This is a genomic window from Acidihalobacter yilgarnensis (genome assembly GCF_001753245.1).
In the GTDB taxonomy this organism is placed as follows: domain Bacteria; phylum Pseudomonadota; class Gammaproteobacteria; order DSM-5130; family Acidihalobacteraceae; genus Acidihalobacter; species Acidihalobacter yilgarnensis.
Genome location: NZ_CP017415.1, coordinates 1,165,363 through 1,184,904, shown reverse-complemented (window position 1 = coordinate 1,184,904; position 19,542 = coordinate 1,165,363). Strand labels below are relative to the sequence as shown.

14 protein-coding genes, 5 tRNA genes and 2 pseudogenes are annotated in these 19,542 nt (G+C 59.8%); 5 read left to right on the top strand and 16 right to left on the bottom strand.

What is annotated here, in order from left to right; translation table 11 throughout:
• Positions 1-80: 80 nt before the first annotated feature.
• The 8 genes from clpX to BI364_RS05525 all read right to left on the bottom strand — a co-directional run bounded on the left by clpX (position 81) and on the right by BI364_RS05525 (position 4,107).
• The gene (gene clpX / locus BI364_RS05560; RefSeq protein WP_070077890.1) at positions 81-1,358 is read right to left on the bottom strand and encodes an ATP-dependent Clp protease ATP-binding subunit ClpX; all 1,278 of its coding nucleotides are present in this window, start codon (positions 1,356-1,358) and stop codon (positions 81-83) included.
• Positions 1,359-1,478: 120 nt separating this feature from the next.
• Entirely contained in the window at positions 1,479-2,120 is a 642-nt protein-coding gene (gene clpP / locus BI364_RS05555; RefSeq protein ID WP_070077889.1) for an ATP-dependent Clp endopeptidase proteolytic subunit ClpP, read from the bottom strand.
• Positions 2,117-3,424, bottom strand: coding sequence for a trigger factor (gene tig / locus BI364_RS05550; RefSeq protein ID WP_070079924.1), 1,308 nt, complete (start codon positions 3,422-3,424; stop codon positions 2,117-2,119). The genes clpP and tig overlap by 4 nt, the downstream gene beginning before the upstream one ends.
• Before the next feature lie 73 nt (positions 3,425-3,497).
• Positions 3,498-3,582, bottom strand: a tRNA-Leu gene (locus tag BI364_RS05545).
• Between the two features lie 100 nt (positions 3,583-3,682).
• Positions 3,683-3,758, bottom strand: a tRNA-Lys gene (locus tag BI364_RS05540).
• A gap of 41 nt (positions 3,759-3,799) precedes the next feature.
• Positions 3,800-3,875, bottom strand: a tRNA-His gene (locus BI364_RS05535).
• 41 nt (positions 3,876-3,916) lie between these two features.
• Positions 3,917-3,993, bottom strand: a tRNA-Arg gene (locus BI364_RS05530).
• A 37-nt stretch (positions 3,994-4,030) separates the two neighbouring features.
• Positions 4,031-4,107, bottom strand: a tRNA-Pro gene (locus tag BI364_RS05525).
• Positions 4,108-4,282: 175 nt separating this feature from the next.
• On the opposite strand from BI364_RS05525, the gene folD reads away from it, so the two are divergent.
• A complete protein-coding gene (gene folD, locus BI364_RS05520) occupies positions 4,283-5,149 on the top strand; it encodes a bifunctional methylenetetrahydrofolate dehydrogenase/methenyltetrahydrofolate cyclohydrolase FolD (protein WP_070077888.1) in 867 nt (288 codons plus the stop codon).
• A 38-nt stretch (positions 5,150-5,187) separates the two neighbouring features.
• Here folD and cysS read toward each other — a convergent pair.
• Together cysS and gltX are read right to left on the bottom strand one after the other, a co-directional pair.
• A pseudogene (gene cysS, locus BI364_RS05515) lies at positions 5,188-6,587 on the bottom strand (cysteine--tRNA ligase).
• 12 nt (positions 6,588-6,599) lie between these two features.
• On the bottom strand, positions 6,600-8,018 hold the full coding sequence (gene gltX, locus BI364_RS05510) for a glutamate--tRNA ligase (RefSeq protein WP_197496006.1): 1,419 nt from the start codon (positions 8,016-8,018) through the stop codon (positions 6,600-6,602).
• Positions 8,019-8,164: 146 nt separating this feature from the next.
• On the opposite strand from gltX, the gene BI364_RS05505 reads away from it, so the two are divergent.
• Complete coding sequence (locus tag BI364_RS05505) at positions 8,165-8,683, top strand: peptidylprolyl isomerase (protein ID WP_070077887.1); 519 nt, start codon at positions 8,165-8,167, stop codon at positions 8,681-8,683.
• A gap of 10 nt (positions 8,684-8,693) precedes the next feature.
• A complete protein-coding gene (locus BI364_RS05500) occupies positions 8,694-9,422 on the top strand; it encodes a UDP-2,3-diacylglucosamine diphosphatase (protein WP_070077886.1) in 729 nt (242 codons plus the stop codon).
• A gap of 13 nt (positions 9,423-9,435) precedes the next feature.
• On the opposite strand, the gene BI364_RS05495 is transcribed toward BI364_RS05500, so the two are convergent.
• From BI364_RS05495 to BI364_RS05480, 4 genes are all read right to left on the bottom strand, one after another.
• On the bottom strand, positions 9,436-9,831 hold the full coding sequence (locus BI364_RS05495; RefSeq protein WP_070077885.1) for a hypothetical protein: 396 nt from the start codon (positions 9,829-9,831) through the stop codon (positions 9,436-9,438).
• A 62-nt stretch (positions 9,832-9,893) separates the two neighbouring features.
• A complete protein-coding gene (locus BI364_RS05490) occupies positions 9,894-10,676 on the bottom strand; it encodes a hypothetical protein (protein WP_070077884.1) in 783 nt (260 codons plus the stop codon).
• Between the two features lie 30 nt (positions 10,677-10,706).
• Complete coding sequence (locus BI364_RS05485) at positions 10,707-11,945, bottom strand: glycerate kinase type-2 family protein (RefSeq protein ID WP_070077883.1); 1,239 nt, start codon at positions 11,943-11,945, stop codon at positions 10,707-10,709.
• The gene (locus BI364_RS05480) at positions 11,938-13,122 is read right to left on the bottom strand and encodes an O-succinylhomoserine sulfhydrylase (RefSeq protein WP_070077882.1); all 1,185 of its coding nucleotides are present in this window, start codon (positions 13,120-13,122) and stop codon (positions 11,938-11,940) included. Before BI364_RS05480 ends, BI364_RS05485 begins: the two co-directional genes overlap by 8 nt.
• 492 nt (positions 13,123-13,614) lie before the next feature.
• Between BI364_RS05480 and BI364_RS05475 the strand changes: the two are divergent.
• Together BI364_RS05475 and BI364_RS05470 are read left to right on the top strand one after the other, a co-directional pair.
• Positions 13,615-14,286: pseudogene (locus BI364_RS05475) on the top strand (phosphate/phosphite/phosphonate ABC transporter substrate-binding protein); the annotation flags it as partial.
• On the top strand, positions 14,283-17,387 hold the full coding sequence (locus tag BI364_RS05470; protein WP_070077880.1) for an EAL domain-containing protein: 3,105 nt from the start codon (positions 14,283-14,285) through the stop codon (positions 17,385-17,387). The pseudogene BI364_RS05475 and the gene BI364_RS05470, both read left to right, overlap by 4 nt.
• Here BI364_RS05470 and BI364_RS05465 read toward each other — a convergent pair.
• Together BI364_RS05465 and purF are read right to left on the bottom strand one after the other, a co-directional pair.
• Positions 17,304-17,888 carry a L,D-transpeptidase gene (locus BI364_RS05465; RefSeq protein WP_070079922.1) on the bottom strand — a complete coding sequence of 195 codons (585 nt, stop codon included), beginning with the start codon at positions 17,886-17,888 and terminating at the stop codon, positions 17,304-17,306. The two genes, BI364_RS05470 and BI364_RS05465, sit on opposite strands and share 84 nt — an antisense overlap.
• 142 nt (positions 17,889-18,030) lie before the next feature.
• On the bottom strand, positions 18,031-19,536 hold the full coding sequence (gene purF / locus BI364_RS05460; protein WP_070077879.1) for an amidophosphoribosyltransferase: 1,506 nt from the start codon (positions 19,534-19,536) through the stop codon (positions 18,031-18,033).
• Between the last annotated feature and the right edge of the window lie 6 nt (positions 19,537-19,542).

Below are 19,542 nucleotides of genomic sequence, written 5' to 3'. Positions count from 1 at the left end.
CTATTGGAATAAGAAATGGGGGCGGCACCCGGACATTTCAAGCTTGTTGTCCGGATGCGCCTCTGGGCGGGCCGCCCCCCCTACTCTGCGGCGGCCCGCTGTTGCAGCTCGCCGCCTTCATAGATCAGATAGGGTTTGGCTTCGCCACGGATAACAGCATCATCCACCACCACCTTGGTTACGTCTTCCAGCGAGGGCAACTCATACATCGTATCCAGCAACACCTGCTCGATGATGGTCCGCAAACCACGCGCACCCGTCTTTCTTTCCATTGCCTTTCTAGCGACGGCACGCAGAGCCTCATCTCTGAATTCCAGCTCGGCGCCTTCCATTTCGAACAGCTTGCCATACTGCTTGGTCAAAGAATTCTTCGGAGTAACCAGAATCTCGACGAGGGCAGCCTCATCCAGCTCTTCCAGCGTTGCAACCACGGGCAGTCGACCGACGAATTCGGGAATCAAACCAAACCGGATCAAGTCTTCCGGTTCGACATCAAACAGCCATTCACCCGCCGGTTTACCATCATCCTTCCCATGAATCTCAGCCGAGAACCCGATGCCTGTCTTACGGGATCTGTTTTGAATGATCTTTTCCAACCCGGAAAATGCACCACCCACAATGAAGAGGATATTGCGGGTATCGACCTGCAAAAACTCCTGCTGAGGATGCTTACGGCCACCTTGTGGGGGCACTGAAGCCACCGTGCCTTCGATCAGCTTGAGCAATGCCTGCTGCACACCCTCACCCGACACATCGCGAGTGATCGATGGGTTATCCGACTTACGCGAGATTTTGTCGATCTCATCAATGTAAACGATGCCCGTCTGGGCCTTCTCCACATCGTAATCGCACTTTTGCAACAATTTCTGGATAATATTCTCGACGTCCTCACCCACATAACCGGCTTCAGTCAAAGTGGTCGCGTCTGCGATGGTGAAGGGAACGTTGAGTAAGCGGGCCAGTGTTTCGGCCAACAGCGTCTTGCCCGAACCCGTAGGCCCGATCAAAAGGATATTGCTCTTGGACAGCTCGACTTCGTCCTTGCGATCGCGAACTTCCAGGCGCTTGTAGTGGTTATAAACCGCTACCGCCAACACTTTCTTGGCGCGATCCTGCCCAATGACGTACTCGTCCAATATCTGCTTGATTTCATGCGGCTTCGGCAGCTTACCGTTGCCAAGTTGCGCCTGCTCGCCCATCTCCTCGCGGATGATGTCGTTGCAAAGCTCCACACACTCATCACAGATAAAAACGGAGGGGCCCGCAATCAGCTTGCGCACTTCGTTTTGGCTTTTGCCACAGAACGAACAATACAGCAATTTACCGCTGTCGGACGTGAGGTGTTTATCGTCGCTCATCGGCACCTCTCAGGGAATGTGTCAATCGCACATTGCCCGGTTTAAGGGAAAGATGCAAGCCGGAAAGTTACAGGGGAATGAATTGGCGTGATATTTGCTTCAATCCCCATTTCCGCCTGCTCAGGCTGGTCGTGACGAGAGAACCTCATCAATCAGACCGTATGCCTTGGCCTCTTCAGGCCCATAGAACCGATCACGCTCAGCATCCTCCCCGATTTGTTCGGCGGGCTTCCCGCTATGATGCGCAAGGATCTGGTTCAGTTGCTCGCGAATCTTAAGAATCTCACGAGCATGAATATCGATGTCTGTAGCTTGCCCCTGAAAACCGCCTGAGGGTTGATGAATCATCACCCTTGAGTGCGGAAGGCAATAACGCTTGCCTGCAGCACCGCCGGCAAGCAGAACCGCACCCATGCTTGCCGCCTGCCCTATACACAGGGTGCTGACGGCCGGCTTGATGAACTGCATCGTATCGTATATCGCCATTCCGGAAGTCACAGAACCGCCAGGAGAATTGATATACAGGCTGATTTCCTTATCTGGATTTTCGGATTCGAGAAACAGCAGCTGGGCGACGATCACGTTGGCCATATAATCCTCAACCGGCCCCACGCAGAACACCACCCGGTCTTTCAGCAGGCGGGAATAGATATCATAGGCACGCTCACCCCTTGAGGTTTGCTCGACCACCATAGGCACAAGATTCAGGGCCTGGGCCCCTAGCGCACCCGTGCCACCCTCATATTCCCAATGACCACTCATATCGCCTCCTGATTCTTTTCGGGGTGCATGACCTGATCGAAAGTCATGGCCACCTGCTCAACCGACGCATGCTCGATAACCCAATCGACCACCTGATCCTCGAGCACGAGCGCCTCGATACCGGCCATCGCTTCACGGTTCGACCGATAATAGCGCACAACCTGCTCCGGCTCCTCGTAACCAGCAGCCAGTCCCTCAAGGGTCACATCGACGCGCCCGACATCCAGACTGATCTCGTGCGACCGGACCAGTTCACCAATCAACAATCCCAATGCAACTCGGCGCCGAGCCTGCTCTTCAAACAAATTGTCCGGCAACCCTTGTCGAGCCTCCGAGCTCATCGCTTCACCGACCTGATCGCGCATGCGACGGATCTCTGCCTGCACTAAAACCCCAGGAACCGGCACCTCATTGGCTGCATGCAAGGCATCCATCACACGCGTCTTCGCGCGCTCCTTGATCGCCTGCTGCAATTCGCGCTCCATGTTGGCGCGCACCTCCTTTCGAAGTGCCTCCTCACCCCCTGAAGCGACCCCAAACGCCGAAACGAACGCCTCGTCGATTTCAGGTAGACGCGGCTCACTGACAGATTTGACCACGATATCGAATCGGGCGGCCTTACCGGCCAGATCCTTGGCGTGATAATCCTCGGGAAAACCGACATCAAGCGATTTTTCTTCGCCTACGGAAGCGCCTACGAGCTGACGCTCGAAATCCGCAATCATGCGCCCCTGTCCCAGCACCACGGCGTGATCCTTCGCTTCGCCGCCCTCGAAGGGCTCATCGCCCAGGAAGCCCTTGAAGTCGATAACCACGCGGTCACCTTCAGCCGCTGGCCGATCGATCGCCAGCCAATCGGTTCTCTGCTTACGCAACGTTTCGATCATTGCGTCGACGTCGGATTCCTGCACTTCAGCCGTAGGACAGGTGATCTGCAATCCATCTACCGGAGCAAGGGACAGCTCTGGATAGATCTCGAAGGTCGCCACATACTCCAGTACGCCGCCCATTTCTCCACTGGTCAACTCGATCTGAGGACTGCCGGCTGGCTGAAGTTTTTCCTGCATGGCCGCCTCGCGAAAACTACTCTGCAGCAGCTCACCAACGACCTCCTGATAAACCTCGCCGCCAAAGCGTTGCTTGACGACCTTGAATGGCACCTTGCCGGGCCGGAAGCCATGCACTTTGACCCGCCGACCCAACGCGCGCAGACGCTTTTCGACCTCCTCGCCGATACGCTCTGCGGGCAACTGCACCGTCATTTTCCGCTCTAGACTACCGGCCGACTCAACCGAAACGTGCATGGAAAAATCCTCTCGACTCATAAAATGTATATCCAGCCACAGCCGCTGCCAACCCAGCCGGCGACAGCGCAATTGGTGCGAAAGGAGAGACTCGAACTCTCAAGGGTTTCCCCACTGGAACCTAAATCCAGCGCGTCTACCAATTCCGCCACTTTCGCAGACCCATCTAAACTTTCCATACTACCATGCGAACACCACATTCCAAGAATGCGCGCGCAAAACGACAAAGCCCGCTACAGCGGGCTTTGTCGTTCATATTGGTGGGCCGTGTAGGAATCGAACCTACAACCAATTGATTAAGAGTCAACTGCTCTACCAATTGAGCTAACGGCCCATGACCGGCTTGCCGCCAAACAACAGCTGCGCGGCAAAAACTGGGGTGGACGATGGGACTCGAACCCACGACGACTGGAATCACAATCCAGGGCTCTACCAACTGAGCTACGCCCACCATAAAATCTTGAGCCCGCCACACACCAGAACACTACGAATTGGCGCGCCCGGCAGGACTCGAACCTGCGACCGTTCGCTTAGAAGGCGAATGCTCTATCCGACTGAGCTACGGGCGCAAACGTAATCCTTCCTTCCTAAATGCACACCTGCGGATGGTCGGGGTAGAGGGATTCGAACCCCCGACATCCTGCTCCCAAAGCAGGCGCGCTACCAGACTGCGCTATACCCCGGAGTCTCCGCCACGTAGCCGCGCAGATGAAGTAAAGCCTCTGGCGCTGCGCAGGCCGGGAATGCTACAGGCACACACAGAACCCGTCAACACCCACGGCCACGGCGCCTTGTCGCGCCATGAGAGGGCGTGCGAAAATACGGCTCATTTTTAAACGCCGCGCGAGAACAGCATCCATGGCAGCAAAACTGATTGACGGTAAAGCCGTTGCCGACCGGGTGCTCGACGCACTGAAATCGAAGACCGCAGAACTTAGCTCGAAGACACTCCGGGTGCCGGGGCTCGCCGTCATTCTGGTAGGCGGAGATCCCGCTTCACAGATTTATGTCCGCAAAAAACGTGAGGATTGCGAACGCGTCGGTTTTGCATCCCAAGCCTTCACCCTGCCCACCGAGACGCGGCAGGACGAGTTACTGGCCCTGATCGACCGACTGAACGATGACCCCGTGATTGACGGCATTCTCGTGCAGTTGCCATTGCCTCACCACATCGACTCTGAAACCGTTATCGAGCGCATACATCCCGATAAAGATGTCGATGGCTTCCATCCCTGCAATGTGGGTCGTCTCGCGCTACGCGTCCCCGTCCTGCGGCCATGCACGCCCTTTGGGATCATCAAGCTGCTCGACAGCATCGGCGAAACCTACAAAGGTAGACATGCAACCGTGGTCGGGGCATCCAATATCGTTGGGCGGCCCATGGCACTGGAATTACTGCTAGCCGGGGCGACCGTCACCGTCTGCCATCGATTCACGCAAAATCTGGCCGAACACGTGGGCGCAGCCGATATTTTGGTGGTTGCCGTAGGCAAACCCGGACTAATCCCCGGAGATTGGGTTAAACCAGGCTCGACGGTAATCGACGTTGGGATGAACCGCTTGCCGAATGGTCGCCTCATCGGCGATGTCGACTTCGATGATGCTGCCAGCAAAGCGGGTTACATCACGCCGGTCCCTGGCGGAGTCGGGCCCATGACGCGTGCCATGCTCCTGCACAATACCCTGAGTGCTTACCAAGCACGCAACCGGGACGGGATTGAGTGATCACACAATTACGCACCTGCCCTGCACGAACGCAGGGCTCAGGCGCCATTCGCCACCCGGCGCCAACTTGTCCCACCGGGGCCATCCTCTAGTAACACGCCCGCTGCCGTCAGCTCATCACGTATCGCATCGGCCCGACCGAAGTCTCGCGCGACGCGTGCGGCCTTGCGTGCCTCGATCAGCGCAACGATGGCTTCATCCGACAAACCAGCTTCACCGCCTCCCTGCAAGTAGGCATCCGGGGACGATTGCAACAATCCCAACAACCCGCCCAGCCGCCTCATGAGAGCGGCCAATCCTGTGGCCAGCTCCGCATCCACGAAACGCGCCTTATTGATAGCGTGGGCGAGGTCGAAGAGCACGGCCATCGCCACTGGCGTATTAAAATCGTCATCCATCGCGGCTAAGAATCGATGCTCATAGTCCAAGCCGGCATCCGACACCACCTCCCGAACGGGCTCGATACCGCGCAGCGCGGTATACAGTCGACTCAGCGCTGCATGCGCGGCATCAAGCTGTTCATCTGCATAATTGAGTGGGCTGCGATAGTGGCTGGCCAGGATGAAATATCGAATGGCCTCGGGCCGGTAACGCGCGAAAACCTCTCGCAAGGTGAAAAAATTGCCCAGCGACTTGGACATTTTTTCTTCGTTCACGCGCACGAAACCGTTGTGCATCCAGTAGTTGACGAAGTGCAGCCCGGTACACGCCTCACTCTGTGCGATTTCGTTTTCATGATGCGGAAACTGCAAATCCAAGCCGCCACCATGAATATCGAACTGCGGCCCCAGCGCCTTGATCGACATTGCCGAACACTCGATATGCCAACCAGGCCGGCCCTCGCCCCACGGTGATGGCCATGACGGCTCGCCGGGCTTGGCGGCCTTCCATAGCACGAAATCCAGTGGGTCGTCTTTGGCCTCAACCACCTCGATCCGCGCGCCGGCACGCAAGTCAGAGGGATTCTTGCCGGACAGTTGCCCATAGGCAGTAAAGCGTGAGACGTCGTAATAGACGTCTCCATTTTCAGCGCAATAAGCAATCTGCTTGTCGATCAGGGTACCGATAAGGGCCAGTATTTCGACGATCGATTGGGTGGCGCGAGGCTCCATATCGGGGGCAGTACGCCAAGCGCCTCCAGATCCTCATGCATCGCATGAATGAAGCGCTCGGTGAGCGCTTCGATGCTTTCGCCATTTTCATGCGCGCGGCGGATGATTTTGTCGTCGATATCCGTGATATTGCGCACGTATGTGACGTCATATCCCCGTGCGCGCAGATAGCGCACCACCATGTCGAACACCACCAGCATACGGCCGTGACCAACGTGACAGTAGTCATAGACCGTCATCCCACACACGTATATACGCACCTTGCCAGCCTCGATCGGCTTGAAGGTCTCCTTGCGTCGCGTCAGTGTGTTATGGATCTGCAGCATTCGATCTCCCTGTCAATCCCGAGCCGATTTAGCCGCCACGAGCAGTCGCTCGCGTGCACGCGCGGGTCCCAACAGGGGGTAAAGGCGCGCCATCTCAGGGCCATGCGTCTGGCCGGTCAAGGCCGCGCGAAGAGGCATGAACAACGCCTTGCCGCGCAGACCAGCGGCCTGCCCCACGGCACTGGAAAACGCGCGAAAATCGTCAGGGTGTTCATCAACCATCGCCGCGCTGATCTCGAACAAATTCCGGGGGGCTCCGTTCATTGCCTCGCATGCGTCAGGCGAAGGCCGGGGCTCATTACCGAACAGATTGTCCGCCCAGGTCGCGACATCAGCGGGGAACAAACTGTTATCGCGTACGGCCAGGAGGAAATCTCGGCGAAGTGATTCGGGCACGGTTGTGCAGGCGTCTTCCGCCCATGTCTTCAACGCCCTCTCGTCGAGCAAAGCGACGGCCAGTCTCTGCCAGTGATCGAGTTGCACCGTATCGTGCCTAGCCGGCGAGCGGCCAAGACGCGTCAGCTCGAATCCCTCCGCAAGGCCCGCCAGATCAAGCAACTGCTCGTCCGGATAGCTATGGCCCAAGCGTGCAAGGTGGTTGAGCAAGGCAAGTGGCAAATAACCTTGTACGCGCAGATCCTCCACGCTGCCTGCGCCGTGTCGTTTGGACAAAGGCGCGCCGTCCGCGCCCACGATCAACGACAAGTGCGCATAGTGCGGCTCCGGCAGAGCCAGCGCGCGCAACAACAATACCTGGCGGGGCGAATTGCTGATATGGTCCGCGCCCCGCAGAACATGGGTCACGCCCATCAAGGCATCGTCTACGGCATTGCTGAAAAAGAATGCTGGACTACCGTCGCTACGGCGAATCACAAAATCGCCGATATCGTCGCTGGCGAAGACTTGCTCCCCCATCACCAGATCGCCGATCGGCAGTCGTATGCCAGGCGTCACGCGAAAGCGCAGACTGCACGACTCGCCAGCGACCGCGCGCGCGGTCGCTTCGGCGGGATCGAGTCCGGCACAGGTGCCGGGGTATCGCGGTGGGCGTCCGGTCGCCAACTGAGCCTTGCGTGAGGCCGCCAGGGTCTCCTGGCTGCAAAAGCATCGATAGGCAGCCCCTTCCGCCAAGAGGCGATCGAACAGCCCGCCATAAATGGCGTCACGTTGCGACTGTCGATAGGGCCCTGCATCGCCACCCATACCCGGCCCCTCGTCCCAGTCCAGACCTAGCCAACGCATGTCTGCTTCCAGCCGCGCCTCATATTCGGAGCGGCTGCGCGATGCGTCGGTATCCTCAATCCGCAGGAGGAATCGGCCCCGCTGTCGCCTTGCGTACAGGGCCGAAAACAGTGCGGTACGTAGGTTCCCGAGGTGCAGCAGTCCGGTCGGGCTAGGGGCGAAGCGGGTCTTGATCGAGGTCTTGAGCATGGCGCGGATGGTAACGGAATCCAGACGCCAAACAAATAGGAAACCCGTCGTCCCGGGTTTCCCCATGCGCCGCAAGCCCGTATCATCCCGCACTTGACCCGGCCCTCCAGAGGCCGCCAGACAATCAGCCGGACGAGGCCTTACCCATGACCGAAAACACAAACCCGCAGGTCGAGTTCACCACCAATCACGGCACGATCGTGATCGAGCTCTACCCGGAATCCGCGCCCGTCACGGTCGAGAATTTTCTCACCTACGTGAATGACGGCTTCTACGACGGCACAATCTTCCATCGCGTTATCCGTGGTTTCATGATCCAGGGCGGCGGCATGACCGAAGACATGCAACAGAAGTCCACCGGTGCCCAGATCAAGAACGAAGCAGACAATGGCCTCAAGAACGAAGTCGGCACCCTCGCCATGGCGCGGACCGCGGTGCCTGATTCGGCCACCGCTCAATTCTTCATTAACGTCAAGGACAACGACTTCCTGAACTTCCAGTCCAAGACCCAATCCGGCTGGGGTTACTGCGTGTTCGGCAAGGTCATTGACGGGCTCGACGTGGTGCGCGCCATCGAACAGGTCACAACCGGCAATCGCGGCGGCCATCAGGACGTGCCGAGTGAAACCGTAATGATCGAACGCGCGACTACACGCACGGCCTGATACCCGCCCGATGAATACGGAACAGCTTTTCATTTCCGACCTGCATCTGGATCCTGCGCGACCGGAAGCGATTGCGCTGTTCCTCGACTTTCTGCAGAACAGGGCCGCCAAGGCCGCGGCCCTGTACATCCTCGGCGACCTGTTCGAATACTGGGTCGGAGACGACGATGACCGTATCGGACTTGCGCCGGTGCTTGCTGCACTACGCACGCTGACCGACCGCGGCGTTCCGGTGTTTTTCATGGCCGGTAACCGTGATTTCCTGATCGGGACACGCTTCGCACAAATCACGGGGTGCACGTTACTCGGGGACACGCATCTGGTTCAGCTAGACGGGCAGATGGCCGTGTTGATGCATGGCGATACCCTCTGCACCGACGATCGGCCCTATCAACAGTTGCGTGGTATGTTGCGCAATCCCCAATGGCAGCACCAATTCCTCTCGCAGCCACTCGCCGAGCGCCGAGCCCAGGCGGAGTCGCTACGCGCCGAAAGCCAGAACGCGACGCGCGAGAAGGCGGAGGCCATTATGGATGTCAATCCGGAAGCGGTCACGGCCTGCTTCCACGAGCATGGCGTTACGCTGCTCATTCACGGACACACGCACCGCCCAGGGCAACACACGCTGAGCGTGGACGGACAAACTTGTACGCGGCTTGTGTTGGGGGACTGGTATACCCAAGGCAGTGTGTTGAGTGCCTCCGCAGACACGCTAAGCCTGGAGGCACTCCCGCTCTAAGGGACAGATTCGATCAGAACAGGTTGAAGACGTCGCCGACCAGATCTTCGCCGACGGCCATGCCAGCGCCCAGACCAAGACCCGTGGTCAGGGTACCCAGGAAACCACCGCCGCCCATGCCGCCCATGCCCCAGCCTCGCGTCTGAACCGGCGGATTGGGGTGCGAGTTCATCGCATTCTCCAGTTCCTGTATATGCTGCCCCATCTGCTGCAACACCAGCATCACCTGCTGCTGCTGTTGTTTGAAACCCATCGCGATCTCGCGCAAATCCATCGCCAGCTCCCGACTGCTGGTAGCGTCTGGAACGACCTGGGGTAGCTTCTGCGCGACCGCCTGCATCTGCTGCATGACGTCCTGGGATTGGATCTGAAGCTGGGAAATCTGTTGTTCGGCTGCGCTGTAGTCCATGTCATATCTCCTGACAGGCTGTGGTAGCCAATGGACCTCATCGCATCAGGATAGTTCCTCAACTACGATACCGGCGGACGGGTAGGCGCATGAGCCGGCACCATGCCTTCGGCACCGATGGCGTAGTAACGATACGTCGGCGGCAGACGGAACAAATTCACAGACACCGGTACATCACGCTTGTAGTTGAGCAACTCTTTGCGGTCGCCATTGGGGCGCCACTCGATGATTGGCAAACCATGCGCGAGCGTGCGGGTCGGCGCGAAAATCAGATTGGCCAGGGAGCAGGCCGACTGCATGGCCAGCGGGGTCTTATCCATGTCGGCGGCCTGCTGCCCGGCCAACGTGTGCTTGTATGCCATCAAAGCCTTGCGCACGCCATCGAGCAGACCGGGTACCGCCATCACATCGTCGCAGCGCTTGCCGTTGACATAAAAGGTGTAATGCACGGGCGGATGACCGCCAATCTGCGGCGCACCGTGCGTGGTTTCATGGCGTTCGCCCAGTTTGAGTGGCATCGGCGGCGTCACGGTCACAGGTCGCGGCGCGATTACGAGTACCGTCTGGTCTTCATGGTCGACGCTATAGATCGTCCGGTTGCGTCGGTCGAACAGCAGATAATCGTCCGCCGCATGACCGTCATCGAAACGCAGGTAATCCGGGGTCACGAGCAATCGACTCAAATAAGCCGCACGGCCGTGCGGAAATTCACGGTATTCGAGCACCGTGGCTATGGAACCGGCCTGCGCATCACTTTCGGCACCCAATACCGGCGCCGTGTAGCCGCAAACCATCACGCCGATCACCAAACCCCACTGCCCCATCTTGCGCCACTGCATGTCCATGCTCCCTAGAATCGTCGCCTGCGCACGATACTAACCTGCTTCACCATGACCTATGCGCAAGGCGATGACCAAATCGGTGACGTTGGTTCCGGTCGGCCCGGTATGAATCAAATCGCCACTGGCCTCCAGAAACCGTCCGGCATCGGCACCGAGCAGCGCGGCCTCTGGATCGAGGCCCTGCGCGCGACCACGCGCTACGGTGCCGCCGTCAACCAGTGCCCCCGCATCTTCGGTCGGACCATCCGTACCGTCCGTGCCAGCGGATAAAAACCAGCAATCGTCGCGTCCGGCCAAGGCACGCGCTGCGGCCAACGCCAATTGTTGATTGCGCCCGCCGCGGCCGGGGGCCTCAGGCAAGGCGACGGTGGTTTCGCCACCCCAAAGCGAGATCCCTGGCGGTGCGGCGCATACGACCTCGGCCAGAGTTTGGCCGGCCAGGGCCGCATCTCCGGACAAGGGCTCGGACATGCGCACCACACGAAGGCCGTATGCGCTGGCTGCTGCCTCTGCCGCGACCAGCGCCTGCTCCAGAGATGCCACAAGATGATGCGGCACCGCAGGCACCGCGTCTGGCGCGCCGAGGGCAGAGCCTACGCGAGCCGTCAACCAGTCGGGCAGACCGGCCGGTAAACCGGGCAAAGGCTCCGCCAGCGGACCAGAGCCGATCGCGCGCGGATCATCGCCCGGCACATCCGAAATCACCAGGGCCAAAGCCTGTCGTCCGTCCAGATAATGGCGCAGCCCTCCACCCTTGAGTCGGGACAGACGCTGGCGCACGCGGTTGACTTCGTCGATCGCCAAACCGCTCGCGAGCAACCAGTCATTGGCCTGACGCAAAAAGGCGAGATCCACACCCTCAACCGGCACCTCGACCAGACTGGAGGCGCCACCCGAGATCAAAAACAGTAAACGTGCGTCAGCCGGGCTGACATCGATGAATTCGGTCAACGCCCGTCCAGCGCGAAGACTGCCTTCGCCAGGCCAAGGATGCTCCGCGTAATGGATGGCAAGATGTGCATCCGCCTCCACCTCGACATCCGCATGGCCGTCCTTGGTGATCACCAGGCCTGACGTAAGCCGCGTGCCCAAGATATCGCGCGCGCCCAGCATCATCGCCGAGGCCGCCTTGCCCAACGCGATCACCCGCCAGGCACCCGCCGCCAACGGATGATCGCGCAGCCACTGCGCCACCGCCCGGCGCCCGTCGACCCGCGCCAGCGCCGCGCGATAGATGGCCAGCAAGATGTCTCGAGGGAGCGTATCAGCCAAGACCGCGCGCCAAGTCCGCAATGATATCGTCCACCGACTCCAGGCCGACGGCCACGCGCAACAAACCATCGGCAACACCCGTTTCGGCACGCTGCTCGGCGCTCAACCGACCGTGGGTCGTGGTGCCCGGGTGCGTAATGGTGGTCTTGGCGTCGCCCAGATTCGCTGTAATCGAGATCATGCGAGTGGCATCGACCACACGCCAGGCTGCCGCCTGGCCGCCACGCACTTCAAAGGACACGATGCCGCCGTAACCGCTCTGTTGGCGACCGGCCAGTGCGTGCTGTGGGTGCGACGCCAGACCCGGATAATGCACCTGCGCGACCTGCGGCTGAGCCTCCAGCCACTCGGCGAGACGCTGCGCGTGCGCGCAGTGTGCCCGCATGCGTAAGCTAAGCGTTTCCAGACCCTTCATGAAAATCCATGCATTGAACGGGCTCATGGTTGGGCCAGCGGTGCGCAACACGCCGAAGACTTCCTTGCCCACCCGTTCCGCATCGCCGACAACGGCGCCACCAACGGCCCGCCCCTGTCCGTCCAGATACTTGGTCGCGGAATGCACCACGATATCTGCACCCAAGGCGAGCGGTCGCTGCAAGGCAGGCGTGCAGAAGCAATTGTCTACCACCAGCAAAGCGCCGCCGCGATGCGCAATCTCAGCCAGCGCCGCGATATCCACGATCTCGGTCAACGGATTCGACGGTGTCTCGACGAACAATAAGCGGGTGTTCGGTTTGATCGCGGCCTGCCAGGCTTCGAGATCGGTCTGGGCCACGAAGTCGACGTCGATACCGAATCGCCGCAGGTATCGGTCGAAAAGCACGGTGGTGGTCCCGAACACGCTACGCGAGCAAATCACGTGATCGCCCTGCTGCAACAAGGCCATGCAGGTCGCCAGGATGGCCGCCATGCCAGAGGACGTGGCCACGCAAGCCTCACCGTCTTCCAGCGCCGCAAGCCGGTCCTGGAAGGTACGTACCGTCGGATTGGTGAATCGCGAATAGATATTCCCCGGCTCCTCGCCGGAAAAACGGGCTGCGGCCTCGGCCGCGCTGCCAAAGGCAAAGCTGGAGGTCGTGAAAATCGCCTCGGAATGCTCGCCCTCGTTGGTACGCACCTGGCCGGCGCGTACCGCCAGTGTTTCGAAACCGTACTGCTCGTCTGAATCCATGCTCATGAACGGCCTCCGCTGTGGCATGATCTGATCGCAAGACGGGGCCGGACACAAGGCGACCCCGCGAATGGCTTGAAGCGGAGCCTGCAGGGCCTCTCGCTTTAGCCGCATTTATTAAGCGCCCGCAAGCTGAAGACTCAAATCGGCGCTGGCTGGCAACGCTACTACCGCGCCTTCGGAGTGTCAATTGCGTTGCCGGCATGCCGGTTGGCGGGACACGGTCTATGCTCATCACATGACTATAAAAAGACGTCAAAACCGTCATTTCCAGCGACTCACCAGACCCGGCGCGCCCAGCCCCTCATGGCAGCGGCCCCTATGGGTATGCTTGGCGCTGCTGACCAGTTTCTGGATTGGCGTGGCCCGCGCGGAAGATGGCCCCACAACCGCGATCCCCCCCCGCCGATCTACAGCTTTGCCATCGTGCCTCAGTTCACGCCGATGCGCACCGAAGATATCTGGAAGCCTTTGCTTTAAGCCGTCGAACGGACCGCCGGCGTGCGCCTCAAGCTGGTGGTGCCCAAGAACATCCCGAGCTTCGAACGCGCCCTCTACGCGGGCCACTACGACTTCGCCTACATGAATCCCTATCACCTACTCGTCGCCCATCGACGCGAAGGTTATCGCCCACTGGTCGCGGACGTCAGCCGCCAAATGCACGGGATCGTGGTCGTGCGCAAGAGTGGCCCCATCCATTCCGTCGAGGCACTGGCCGGTCGTCGCATGGCCTTCCCCGCGCCGAATGCCTATGCTGCAACTCTGCTCGTGCGCGCGCAGCTGTATCGCCAATTCGGTGTCTCGGTGGACCCGTGGTATGTCGTCAACCATACCTCCGTCTATCTGGATGTGGCGCTGGGGCTTGCACCTGCCGGTGGCGGAATAATCACGACCCTGCGCCTACAACCCAAAGCCGTACAGGAGCGCTTGCGCATCATCTACCGCACGCCCGGCGCGCCCACCCACCCGATCGCCGTCAATCCCCGCGTACCCGAAGCGGTGATCCGGCGCATCACCCAGGCACTGCTTGACCTGGATGACTCCGTGGAAGGCCGGCGGTTGCTGGGAGCTGTACCAATTGGGCATATCGGGCGGGTCGAGTATTCGCGCTACAAACCGCTAGAGACGCTGAACCTGCCTCAATATGTGGTGCCGGACTTAGCGCCATGAGCATACGACTCAAGCTTCAGCTCCCCCTGATCGCAATCATGGCCAGCCTGCTGGTGATGGTCAGCGCGCTGCACTATTTCTGGCTGCCCAACGTCGACGAAGCAGCGACCGCGCAGATCGAGGCTAAGACCGTAAAACAGATGCAGGTGATCGCGACGAGTATCGCCGCGCCACTCGAATCGGGCAATATGGCCCTCATCGACGACAACCTGCGTCTGATGCAGCGGCAATACCCTCACTGGATCGAAATCACGTTACGCAATAATGATGGCGTGCGCCTCTACCCACTATTCGGGACACCACAGAATCCCAAGGATCATGCATTCGTCCATCAGGTCGGCGATGGCATCGCCTACCGGCAAAGCGTACACCTGACCTTGCCGATCATCGGGACCGACGACAAGCGCATCGGCTATCTGCAGGTTTCCGTCGACGATCATGAATTGGAGCAGGTCGAACACTATACGATCCTAGAAGCCCAAATCGGCCTAGCCGTACTCATGCTGCTGGTCCTTCTTGGCGGCCTCCTGGTGCAGGATCGCTGGGTCACCAAACCCATACGTCTGCTGGTCATGGCCACACAGCGCCTGGCCAAGGGGCAATACGACACCGCCCTGTCCACCGCGTCGAAGGATGAAATCGGGCAACTCGCCATCAGCTTCGACCGTATGCGCCACAAGGTCCATCGGCGCGAGCAGAGCCTGATCAAGGCCCGTACCGAAGCCGAGCGCCTGCGCGACACCTATGCCGCGCTGAGCTCGCTCAACAGCTTTATCGCCGAACGCCCCGCACCGGCTGCCCTGTTCAGGCGTGCCGGCGAAATCATTCAGCAATCGCTGCGCCCCGACTTCCTCTGGATCGCCCGCGTCGACTGGCAGGCACTGCGGCTGCACAGCGAGGTGGTCAGCCCGCAACCGGAACAGCCCGAAGAACTGGCCCACATCGAACAGGCCATTGCCGCCATCCGCATAGACGCCAGCTCGGAATCGAACGTCTTCCAGCGATTGCTGCTGTCCGCCGAGGTGCAATGCCTGCCCGATATTTTCAAGACACCCGCGCTGGGTGCTTGGCCGTTTTTGCTCAAGGAATTCGGGATTCGTTCGCTGGCCCTCGCGCCGATCATGCGGCAAAACCGCGTGGAGGCCATCGTGGCCATCTTTTCCGCCAGGGACGAAGTCTGCGAACAGGCCAAGCTCAAACTCTTCGGCGAACTGGCGGAGCGGATCGGGCTATCGCTCGAAGACTATGCCAAGGAACAGGAACTGCAGCGCAACGCACTCTACGATCCAATGACCCACCTGCCCAATCGCACCCTGTTTATGGGCCGCCTGACCGAGTTGCGCGCCAAGGCTCTGGTACATAGACAATCATCACCATTCGCCATCGGCATACTCGACCTGATGGGACTCAAGAGCATCAACGACCGTCTGGGACACAACAGCGGCGACCGCGTGGTCAACGAGGCCGCGAGGCGCCTGGAAACCTTCCGCCAAGGCGAGGATCTGGTTGCCAGACTGAGCGGGGATGAATTCGGATTAATCCTCTACCCACGAGCCGGCGACCCGCATTGGCACGACACCCTGAAGCGACTGCTGAACGATTTGGGTACACCGCTGACTCTGCCCGAAGGCGAGATCGTCAACATCCAGGCGCATATCGGTCTCGCGCAATGTCCCGGCGATGGGCGGCACCCTGAATCGCTGTTGCGCCGCGCCGACCTGGCACTACATGAGGCCAAGCTCGGCGAAGATAGCGGCTATTGCTTCTTCCACCCGAAAATGGAAGAGCAGATGCTCAACCGACATCGCGTACAACGCGAGTTCCTGGAAAGCATCCACGCGTGCCATCTGGTCCTGCACTATCAACCGCAAATGGATGTCGCCTCCTGCCGGGTCATTGGCTTCGAAGCGTTGATCCGCTGGCCGCTGGCCAATGGCGGACATCGCCCCGCCAACGAATTCATCGGCTTGGTCGAAGCAGATGGTCGCCTGATCCGATCACTCGGCCGCTATGTGCTAGAGCAGGCGCTGAGCCAGCTCACGACGTGGCGGGCTCAAGGCTTCGAAACCACGGTCTCGATCAACATCGGGGCACGGCACCTGCTAGCCCCCGAATTCCTGGAGGATGTGGATACTGCCTTGCGTAAACATCCGGTTTCGAGAACCGCGCTCAAGCTCGAAATTACCGAAACGGCCTACCTCTCGGATCTGGAGAAAACCGCTGAGGTATTGGCCGCCTGCCGTGCCCGCGGGCTGAAGATCGCCCTCGACGACTTTGGTACCGGCTACGCCTCGCTCAGCTATCTGCAGCGCCTGCCCTGCGATCAGATCAAGATCGACCAAAGCTTCATACGACAGTTGCTCGATAATCCACAAAATCAAGCCATCGTGGCCGCGCTGATTACCGCGGCGCGATTGCTGGATATCGAGATCATCGCAGAGGGCGTGGAAACCGCCGAGCACGCGCTCCGATTACTCGAAATGGGATGTCTGTTGGCCCAGGGCTACGCGGCGGCAAGACCTATGCCACCAGAGGCCGTCATCGATTGGACGCGCCAGCAGCAACCCAACCAGACACTTCCCGAATGGGCACATCACGCGGCCACCCCCAGGGACTGTCGACTGTTGGCGATTGCCACCGAACATCATCTCAGTGCCTGCCTAAGCTGCGAACACGCCGAGGGCATGGCCTTTGGCGACATTTCCATCGCAGGCCAAGGCTTGTCCGTCTGCCGGTTCGAATACTGGTATGCGGCGGAGGGATTGGCCTTGTTCGGGGAGCATCCGGATTTCGACCGGCTGGGCGAAGCCCATGCGCTGACCCACAAGACCGAGGGATTGGCCTGCGAAACGTGTCAACAGGCCGAGGACGGCTGCGAGCACGCGGTAACCCCGGCCGCGATGGCAGACATCCGCGATGCCCAACGCGCCTTCTTCGAGCTGTTCTGGTCGGTGGTTGGTTCGTCGGAGACCGGCATTACTACCCGCTCTGCAGGAGGCACCGCGCCCAAAGACCCGTCACAAGCGCTCCGGAATCTCCGTGAGCGGGCGATCGCCTGGTGCGATATACACCAGGGTCCCGACCGGGACACGACTGAATAAGGCAATCACGTCGCCGTTCATCATGCGCACGCAACCATGTGACGAAGGCAAACCGATACGCCCCTCCTCGGGCGTGCCGTGGATGTAGATGTAACGGCTGTGGGTATCCACGTCGCCACCCTCGTTGAAGCCCGGCTGCAAACCGGTCAACCACATCACCCGGCTGGTCACGAGATCCTGTTCGGAGCGGTTATCCGGATTGGTAATGATGCGGGCGATCTTGCCGGTATCCCGGCGCGATTTGAAGATGGTCGCAGGCGCTGCATCGGCACCAAATTTCTGGGCAATGCGGAATACACCGATCGGTGTGCGATTGCTGCCTTCGCGGTTGCCGATGCCCCATTGCGAGGTGGATACGCGGTAACTTACCTGCAACTGACCGTCGCGCAGCAGATACAAGCGCTGCTGGCGTATATCGACCACGATGACATGGCTGTCCTGTGCGCCCGGATAGCGCCGCGCCAACTCGTGCGCGACCGTCGCCAACTCGGCGCCGGGCACCCTCGCCTCCGGCTTGACGCTCACCGTCTTGGCATCCGGCGGCAGAGGTAGTTCGATGGTTTGTGCCTGAGCGCTTGCACCGAGCATAAGCAGGGATGCGAGGCCGCCGGCCAACAAAAAGGCAGAACGTGACATGAGTCATTCAAACCGTGTTGTGTAAATCGATGTGCGCCTGTCTCGGCACCCGCACGGGCACATGGCCTTCGGCACGGCGCTGCTCCAGCGCGGCGAGATAATCCGGGCTGACGCCGGTCACATAATCACCGTCGAACACCGCTGTATCGAAGCGGCTGAGTTTGGGGTTGCCCTTCTGAACCGCACGTACGAGGTCGGGCAAGTCCTGGTAGATCAGGCGGTCGGCACAAATAGCGTCGCAGACCTCTTGCTCGGTGCGTCCATGCGCGATCAACTCGTGAGCGGCGGGCATATCGATGCCATAAATATTCGGATAGCGAACCGGTGGCGAGGCCGAGGCAAAGTACACGCGCCGGGCGCCGGCGTCCCTGGCCATCATCACGATCTCGCGCGAGGTGGTCCCACGCACGATGGAGTCGTCCACCAGCAGTACGTTTTTGCCCTGAAACTCCAAACCGATGGGATTGAGCTTCTGGCGTACCGACTTCCTGCGCTCCGTCTGTCCCGGCATGATGAAGGTTCGCGCGATGTAACGGTTTTTGATGAAGCCTTCGCGATACTTCACGCCCAGCTGCATCGCCAACTCCAGGGCGGACGTGCGACTGGTTTCCGGGATTGGGATAACGACGTCAATATCGTGGTCAGGCCACTCGCGCTGAATTTTCTGCCCCAGGTAATCGCCCATCCGCATACGTGCCTTATGTACAAAGACATCATCGATGATCGAATCCGGGCGAGCGAAATATACGTATTCGAAAATGCACGGCGAGTACATCGGTTCAAGCGCGCACTGGCGTGTGTGCAGATGACCACTCAGGTCGATGTAAATGGCCTCGCCCGGTGCCAGATCGCGAATCAATTTGAAGCCTAGCGCGTCCAGCGAAACGCTCTCGGAGGCCACCATGTATTCGAGGCCGGCCGCCGTCTCGCGCATGCCATAGACCACCGGACGGATACCATAGGGGTCGCGAAAAGCCACGATGCCGTGACCGTTGATCATCGCGACCGCTGCATAGGCGCCTCGGCAACGGCGATGTACCGCGCTGACCGCGTTGAACACATGCTCAGGCTCCAGGTGCAAGGGCTGCTGATGGAGTAGTTCCTGGGCAAAGATGTTCAGCAGGACCTCCGAATCCGATTCGGTGTTGATGTGGCGACGGTCCTGCAGAAAAAGTTCGCGCTTGAGCGATTCGGTATTAATTAGGTTGCCGTTGTGCCCGAGGGTAATACCAAAGGGCGAATTGACGTAAAAGGGCTGCGCCTCGGCCGACGACGAGGAGCCCGCGGTGGGGTAACGAACATGCCCGATACCCACATTGCCAATCAATTCCTGCATATGACGAGCGCGAAAGACATCCCGCACCAGGCCATTGCCCTTGCGCAGATATAACCGCCCGTCATGGTAGGTCACGATACCCGCGGCATCCTGACCGCGATGCTGCAACACGGTCAGCCCGTCGTACAGAGACTGATTGACGGGGCCTTGCCCGACGATACCTATGATCCCGCACACGAGGCG

Coding starts and splice junctions, on each gene's coding strand:
- gltX (WP_197496006.1), bottom strand. CDS start 8,018: ATGCTCAAGACCTCGATCAAGACCCGCTTCGCCCCTAGCCCGACCGGA.
- BI364_RS05490 (WP_070077884.1), bottom strand. CDS start 10,676: ATGGACATGCAGTGGCGCAAGATGGGGCAGTGGGGTTTGGTGATCGGC.
- folD (WP_070077888.1), top strand. CDS start 4,283: ATGGCAGCAAAACTGATTGACGGTAAAGCCGTTGCCGACCGGGTGCTC.
- BI364_RS05495 (WP_070077885.1), bottom strand. CDS start 9,831: ATGGACTACAGCGCAGCCGAACAACAGATTTCCCAGCTTCAGATCCAA.
- BI364_RS05500 (WP_070077886.1), top strand. CDS start 8,694: ATGAATACGGAACAGCTTTTCATTTCCGACCTGCATCTGGATCCTGCG.
- tig (WP_070079924.1), bottom strand. CDS start 3,424: ATGCACGTTTCGGTTGAGTCGGCCGGTAGTCTAGAGCGGAAAATGACG.
- clpP (WP_070077889.1), bottom strand. CDS start 2,120: ATGAGTGGTCATTGGGAATATGAGGGTGGCACGGGTGCGCTAGGGGCC.
- clpX (WP_070077890.1), bottom strand. CDS start 1,358: ATGAGCGACGATAAACACCTCACGTCCGACAGCGGTAAATTGCTGTAT.
- BI364_RS05470 (WP_070077880.1), top strand. CDS start 14,283: ATGAGCATACGACTCAAGCTTCAGCTCCCCCTGATCGCAATCATGGCC.
- BI364_RS05505 (WP_070077887.1), top strand. CDS start 8,165: ATGACCGAAAACACAAACCCGCAGGTCGAGTTCACCACCAATCACGGC.
- BI364_RS05480 (WP_070077882.1), bottom strand. CDS start 13,122: ATGAGCATGGATTCAGACGAGCAGTACGGTTTCGAAACACTGGCGGTA.